This is a genomic window from Pseudomonas sp. W22_MBD1_FP4 (assembly GCF_052113765.1).
GTDB lineage: Bacteria > Pseudomonadota > Gammaproteobacteria > Pseudomonadales > Pseudomonadaceae > Aquipseudomonas > Aquipseudomonas sivasensis.
Genome location: NZ_JBGQOI010000024.1, coordinates 94,700 through 101,480 on the forward strand (window position 1 = coordinate 94,700; position 6,781 = coordinate 101,480).

Below are 6,781 nucleotides of genomic sequence, written 5' to 3' on the forward strand. Positions count from 1 at the left end.
GTTTTTTGGTAAACAGCAAAAACCAGTGCTGAATGGCCTACAGACACTTAAGAGCCGCTTTATAACAAGGGCTCTAAAAAGCTGTCAAGGAAGCCTCCAGGCTTATTCACATTAATGCGTGCTAATTCTTTCCTTGGAATCAGACTCTCGTTTTTCATCCTTGGCAACTATCTCCGGAGCCACATCCGGCAAGGGCTCTGGCGCGTATTGCAGCGCAATTTGCAGGACCTCGTCAATCCATTTAACCGGTTTAATCTGAAGATCCTGCTTGATGTTGTCAGGAATTTCCTTCAAGTCGCGAACATTCTCTTCAGGGATGATCACTGTTTTGATACCACCCCGGTGTGCTGCAAGCAATTTCTCTTTCAGACCACCGATGGCCAATACCTGACCACGCAGGGTGATTTCCCCAGTCATGGCAACGTCGGCACGCACCGGGATGCCGGTCAATGCAGACACCAAGGCCGTGCACATGCCTACGCCAGCGCTAGGGCCATCTTTAGGCGTAGCACCTTCCGGCATATGGATGTGAGTGTCATGCTTCTCGTGGAAGTCCAGGGGGATCCCCAGGCTTCTGGCGCGACTGCGCACCACGGTCTGCGCGGCAGTGATGGATTCAACCATCACGTCACCCAGGGAACCGGTCTTGATCAGCTGGCCTTTGCCTGGAATCACAGCAGCCTCGATGGTCAGCAATTCCCCGCCAACCTGGGTCCACGCCAAGCCAGTCACCTGACCGACTTGATCCTGCTGCTCGGCCAGGCCGTAGCGGAATTTCTTCACACCCAGGAAGTGCTCCAAGGAGTCGGCCACCACCTTCACGGAGAAGCGTTTTTCCAGCGCATGCTCTTTGACTGCCTTGCGGCAAATCTTCGCGATCTGGCGTTCAAGGCCCCGCACACCGGCCTCGCGGGTGTAGTAACGCACGATGTCGCGGATCGCTTCGATGTCAAATTCGATCTCGCCCTTCTTCAGGCCATTCGCCGAAATTTGCTTGGGCGCGAGGTACTTGACCGCAATGTTGATCTTCTCGTCCTCGGTGTAACCCGGTAGACGAATCACCTCCATCCGATCCAGCAAGGCCGGCGGGATGTTCATGGAGTTGGAAGTGCAGAGGAACATTACGTCAGACAAGTCGTAGTCGACTTCCAGGTAATGGTCGTTGAAATTATGGTTTTGCTCAGGATCGAGCACTTCCAGCAACGCCGATGCCGGGTCGCCACGCATGTCGCTTCCCATTTTGTCGATTTCATCAAGCAGGAACAGCGGGTTGCGCACACCCACCTTTGTCATTTTTTGAATCAATCTTCCTGGCATCGAACCGATGTAAGTTCGGCGATGACCACGAATTTCCGCCTCATCACGCACACCGCCGAGCGCCATGCGCACGAATTTGCGATTAGTCGCACTGGCAATCGATTCGGCGAGAGAGGTTTTACCAACACCTGGAGGTCCGACCAGGCACAACACCGGACCACGAATTTTCTTCACGCGCTTTTGCACGGCGAGGTATTCGAGAATCCGCTCTTTGACTTCTTCGAGGCCATAGTGATCGGCGTCGAGAATTTCCTCGGCACGTGTCAGGTCCAAACGCACTTTGGTCTGGGCCTTCCACGGCACCTGCACCAGCCAGTCGATGTACGAGCGCACTACGGTCGCTTCAGCGGACATCGGCGACATCTGCTTGAGCTTGTTCAGCTCGGCATTAGCTTTGGTAAGAGCGTCTTTCGGCAGGCCTGCGGCATCAATGCGCTTTTTCAGCTCTTCGATTTCGTTGTGGCCCTCCTCGCTGTCGCCAAGCTCTTTCTGAATGGCCTTCATCTGCTCATTCAGGTAGTACTCGCGCTGGCTGCGCTCCATTTGTTTCTTCACGCGACCACGAATGCGCTTCTCAACCTGCAACAGGTCGATTTCGGCATCCAGCAACGCTAGGACATGTTCAACACGGGCCGACAGGTCGATGATTTCGAGGATGTCTTGCTTCTGCTCGATCTTCAGCGCCATGTGTGCGGCCATGGTGTCGACCAGACGGCTTGGCTCATCAATGCTATTGAGGGAAGACAGGACCTCAGCCGGGACTTTTTTGCCCAACTGCACATACTGCTCGAACTGCGAGAGCAGGCTGCGTACAAAAACTTCGGATTCGCGCTCAGGGGCTTCGACTTCGTCGATCAGCGCCACTTCGGCGCGCAGATGACCATCCACCTCCATGAAACGCTCTACAGCACCTCGTTGCTCGCCTTCTACCAGCACCTTGACGGTGCCATCAGGCAGTTTGAGCAGTTGCAGGACAGTAGCAATTGTACCGACGCGATACAGGGCGTCTTCGCCTGGATCATCATCGGCAGGATTTCTCTGGGCCAACAGCAGGATCTGCTTGTCGCCCGTCATCGCTGCCTCAAGGGCTTCGATAGACTTCTCGCGCCCCACGAACAGCGGGATAACCATGTGCGGATAAACGACGACATCACGCAACGGCAGGAGAGGCAATTCAATGGTTGTCTTCATGATTTCGCCTCTATGACAGTTGAAAAATAAGCTTGAAACCAAGATGGGGGCTGCATGCAAAAAAAACAAGCTTATTGCCAGCAGTTAAACGCAGTAAACGCTTCAAGATAAAAGTCGCACAAAAAACAAAGGGGCCCTAGGGGCCCCTTGTTTGTACCGAAACTGCGAAACGCTTACGCGTCTGGCGCAGCTTTGGCAGTCGGCTCACTGTTCTCGTAGATATACAGCGGCTTGGACTTACCTTCTATAACGCTTTCGTCGATCACCACTTTACTCACCTCAGACTGCGAGGGGATTTCGTACATGGTGTCGAGCAATACACCTTCAAGGATAGAACGCAGACCACGTGCACCGGTCTTGCGCTCCAGCGCCCGCTTGGCTACCGACTTGAGGGCATCAGTACGGAACTCAAGGTCCACACCTTCCATCTCAAACAGCTTGGCGTACTGCTTGGTCAGGGCATTTTTCGGCTCGGTGAGGATCTGAATCAGAGCAGCCTCATCCAACTCGTCCAATGTGGCCAGGACCGGCAAACGGCCAACGAATTCCGGGATCAGACCGAACTTGACCAGATCGTCAGGCTCAACCTCACGCAGGGACTCGCCCACCTTCTTGCCTTCTTCCTTGCTGCGCACTTCTGCACTGAAACCGATACCGCCCCGGGTGGAACGCTGCTGAATAACTTTTTCCAGCCCAGAGAACGCACCGCCACAGATGAACAGGATGTTACGCGTATCAACCTGAAGGAATTCCTGCTGCGGGTGCTTGCGGCCGCCTTGTGGCGGTACGGAAGCAACCGTGCCTTCAATCAGCTTCAACAGAGCCTGCTGCACGCCCTCACCAGAAACGTCCCGGGTGATCGACGGGTTGTCAGACTTGCGCGAGATCTTGTCGATTTCGTCGATATAGACAATACCCATCTGGGCCTTCTCTACGTCGTAATCGCACTTCTGCAGCAGTTTCTGAATGATGTTCTCGACGTCCTCACCCACGTAGCCAGCCTCAGTGAGGGTGGTAGCGTCGGCGATGGTGAACGGAACATTCAGCAGACGAGCGAGGGTTTCTGCAAGCAGGGTTTTACCCGAGCCTGTAGGACCGATCAGCAAGATGTTGCTCTTGCCGAGTTCGACTTCGTCGCCTTTCTTGTCACGCTGGTTCAGACGCTTGTAGTGGTTGTACACCGCTACGGCCAGAACCTTCTTTGCACGCTCTTGACCAATCACATATTGATCAAGGATGCCGCTGATTTCTTTAGGCGAAGGCAGTTTATGCGCGCTGCTCTCGGCCTGTGCTTCCTGCACCTCCTCGCGGATGATGTCATTGCACAGGTCGACGCACTCGTCGCAGATAAACACCGAGGGGCCGGCAATCAACTTGCGTACTTCATGCTGGCTTTTGCCACAGAAGGAGCAATAGAGCAGCTTGCCGTTGTCCTCGCCGTTGCGGGTGTCAGTCATTCGTTCGATCCAAATCCGATAGGCTTGCAACACAAGATGAAGGCTTATGCGGGCTTTTTCAAGCCCGCCGATGATCGGACACGCCGACCAGCCCTATTTTGAGCGGCTTATATTAAGCGGGGCGCTTTTCGATCACTGCATCGATCAACCCGTATTCACGGGCGGCTTCGGCGCTCATGAAGTTGTCGCGGTTGGTGTCGCGCTCGATTTCTTCCAGCGTGTGCCCGCTGTGCTTGGCCATCAGCGTGTTAAGACGTTCGCGGATGAAGAGGATTTCCTTAGCGTGGATTTCGATGTCCGACGCCTGGCCCTGGAAACCGCCCAGTGGCTGGTGAATCATCACGCGCGAGTTCGGCAGGCAGTAACGCTTGCCCTCGGCACCCGCCGTCAGCAGGAACGCGCCCATGCTGCAGGCCTGGCCAATGCAGGTCGTCGAGACGTTAGGCTTGATGAACTGCATGGTGTCGTAGATCGACATACCTGCCGTCACCGAACCGCCCGGCGAGTTAATGTAGAGATGGATGTCCTTGTCCGGGTTTTCCGCTTCAAGGAACAGCAGCTGCGCACAGATCAGGTTGGCCATGTAGTCCTCTACCGGGCCCACCAGAAAGATCACTCGCTCCTTGAGCAGGCGCGAGTAGATGTCGTAGGCGCGCTCGCCACGAGCAGACTGCTCGACAACCATCGGGACCAAGCCGCCTGCGGCCTGGATATCAGAGTTCTGCTGAATATAGGAATTACGGAACATGCTCTGCAGTTACTCCCAAATAGTCATGTCTTGAAAACGCATAAGCCAGCGCGAGGCTGGCTTATGGTTGAATTTCCAACGAGTTGGACAATCAGTCGGCTTGTGCTGCTTCCGCCGGCTTGACTGCTTCTTCGTAAGAGACCGCTTTATCGGTCACCTTAGCCTTCTGCAGAACAGTATCCACAACTTGTTCTTCCAGCACAACCGAACGCACTTCGTTCAGTTGCTGGTCGTTCTTGTAGTACCAAGCCACAACCTGCTCAGGCTCCTGGTAGGCCGAAGCCATTTCCTGGATCATTTCGCGAACGCGATCTTCATCAGGCTTGAGGTCGAACTGCTTGACCACTTCAGCCACGACCAAACCCAGCACAACGCGACGCTTGGCTTGCTCTTCGAACAGCTCGGCAGGCAGTTGGTCAGGCTTGATATTGCCACCAAACTGCTGAACCGCTTGAACGCGCAGGCGATCCACTTCATTGGACAGCAAAGCCTTAGGCACTTCGATCGGGTTGGCAGCCAGCAGACCGTCCATGACCTGATTCTTAACCTTGGACTTGATGGCCTGGCGCAGCTCGCGCTCCATGTTCTTGCGAACTTCGGTGCGGAAGCCTTCGATGCCGGTTTCCTTGATACCAAACTGATTGAAGAACTCTTCGTTCAGCTCTGGCAGCTTAGGCTCGGAAACGCTGTTGACGGTCACGGTGAACTCGGCAGCTTTGCCAGCCAAGTCCAGATTTTGGTAGTCAGCAGGGAAAGTCAGGTTCAGAACACGCTCTTCGCCGGCTTTGGCGCCAACCAGGCCGTCTTCGAAACCAGGAATCATGCGGTTGGAGCCCAGTACCAATTGGGTACCCTTGGCAGAGCCACCAGCGAACACTTCGCCGTCAACCTTGCCAACGAAATCGATGTTCAGCTGATCTTCGTTCTGGGCGGCACGATCGGCCACTTCGAAACGAGTGTTCTGCTTGCGCAGGATTTCCAGCATGTTGTCCAGGTCGGAATCAGCGACGTCAGCGCTCAGGCGCTCGATTTCGATACCGTCGAAACCAGCGACCTCGAACTCTGGGAACACTTCAAATACGGCAACATATTCCAGGTCCTTGCCAGCTTCCAGGGACTTAGGCTCGATCGAAGGCGAGCCAGCTGGGTTCAGCTTTTGCTCAACAACGGCTTCGTAGAAGGAAGCCTGGATCACGTCACCTACAGCTTCTTGACGCGCATCAGCACCAAAACGGCGCTTGATTTCGCTCATCGGCACTTTGCCTGGACGGAAACCAGCGATCTTGGCCTTTTGGGCAGTCTGCTGCAGACGCTTGTTGACCGCAGTCTCGATACGCTCTGCCGGCACGGTGATGCTCAGGCGGCGCTCAAGAGCAGTAGTATTTTCAACAGAAACTTGCATGAATATTCCTCGTTGCACAGACGTTAGCCGGCCGTTTCCGACCCCAGAATCAAGGGCATGCATTCTAGAGGGTCAAACTCAAGAAGTCACCCTACTGGAAACGGGTAAAAAAACAGCAGGCCATTTGTAGGTTCAAGTGCACGCGTGCACCTCATCCCGTTAGCAAATACAGCTCATCACGCCAGGGCTCTGCGCCAACCCTTCTATATATAGAAGGACCAGGAACGCAGCCCCCGGCAGCCAGCCTTGCGAGCAAGACCGGCGACAGGGAAGCAGCATCGAGAAACACAAATACGATGAAGCGCCCCGCCCTTGAAACTCGAAACGCTTAAACGAAAACGGCACAGCCCTTTTCAGGTACTGCGCCGTTATCGCTATTTAATAGCGGTACTGACCCCTCTATAGACGAGCATCAGTCCTACACGTTCAAAACCGGCAACGATTCTAACGCCAAGGCATTGAGAATGCTTGCTTTTTTGACAACCATAATCTCTAGGCGCGTCGCACTACTCGACCGCAACCGCCCACAGAAACAAGACCTGGCTTTTTCCAGATGCAAAAAAAAGCGCCAGATCATTGATCTGGCGCTTTTTCAAAATATGGGGTGGACGAAGGGGATCGAACCCTCGACAACGGGAGTCACAATCCCGTGCTCTACCAACTGAG

4 protein-coding genes are annotated in these 6,781 nt (G+C 54.5%); all 4 read right to left on the reverse strand.

The annotated features are described in order from the left end of the window. Positions 1–111: 111 nt before the first annotated feature. Positions 112–2,508: an endopeptidase La gene (lon, locus tag ACEN2T_RS25195; RefSeq protein WP_032889909.1), complete on the reverse strand. Its 2,397-nt coding sequence runs from the start codon at positions 2,506–2,508 to the stop codon at positions 112–114. Between the two features lie 173 nt (positions 2,509–2,681). Continuing rightward, complete coding sequence (clpX, locus tag ACEN2T_RS25200; protein WP_003238279.1) at positions 2,682–3,965, reverse strand: ATP-dependent Clp protease ATP-binding subunit ClpX; 1,284 nt, start codon at positions 3,963–3,965, stop codon at positions 2,682–2,684. A gap of 112 nt (positions 3,966–4,077) precedes the next feature. Next, on the reverse strand, positions 4,078–4,713 hold the full coding sequence (clpP, locus tag ACEN2T_RS25205; RefSeq protein ID WP_003174822.1) for an ATP-dependent Clp endopeptidase proteolytic subunit ClpP: 636 nt from the start codon (positions 4,711–4,713) through the stop codon (positions 4,078–4,080). 91 nt (positions 4,714–4,804) lie between these two features. Then, positions 4,805–6,115: a trigger factor gene (tig, locus tag ACEN2T_RS25210; protein ID WP_032889911.1), complete on the reverse strand. Its 1,311-nt coding sequence runs from the start codon at positions 6,113–6,115 to the stop codon at positions 4,805–4,807. Between the last annotated feature and the right edge of the window lie 666 nt (positions 6,116–6,781).

Bases quoted from the DNA above. Each gene is read 5' to 3' on its own strand.
- lon (WP_032889909.1), bottom strand. From the start codon at position 2,508: ATGAAGACAACCATTGAATTGCCTCTCCTGCCGTTGCGTGATGTCGTC.
- clpX (WP_003238279.1), bottom strand. From the start codon at position 3,965: ATGACTGACACCCGCAACGGCGAGGACAACGGCAAGCTGCTCTATTGC.
- clpP (WP_003174822.1), bottom strand. From the start codon at position 4,713: ATGTTCCGTAATTCCTATATTCAGCAGAACTCTGATATCCAGGCCGCA.
- tig (WP_032889911.1), bottom strand. From the start codon at position 6,115: ATGCAAGTTTCTGTTGAAAATACTACTGCTCTTGAGCGCCGCCTGAGC.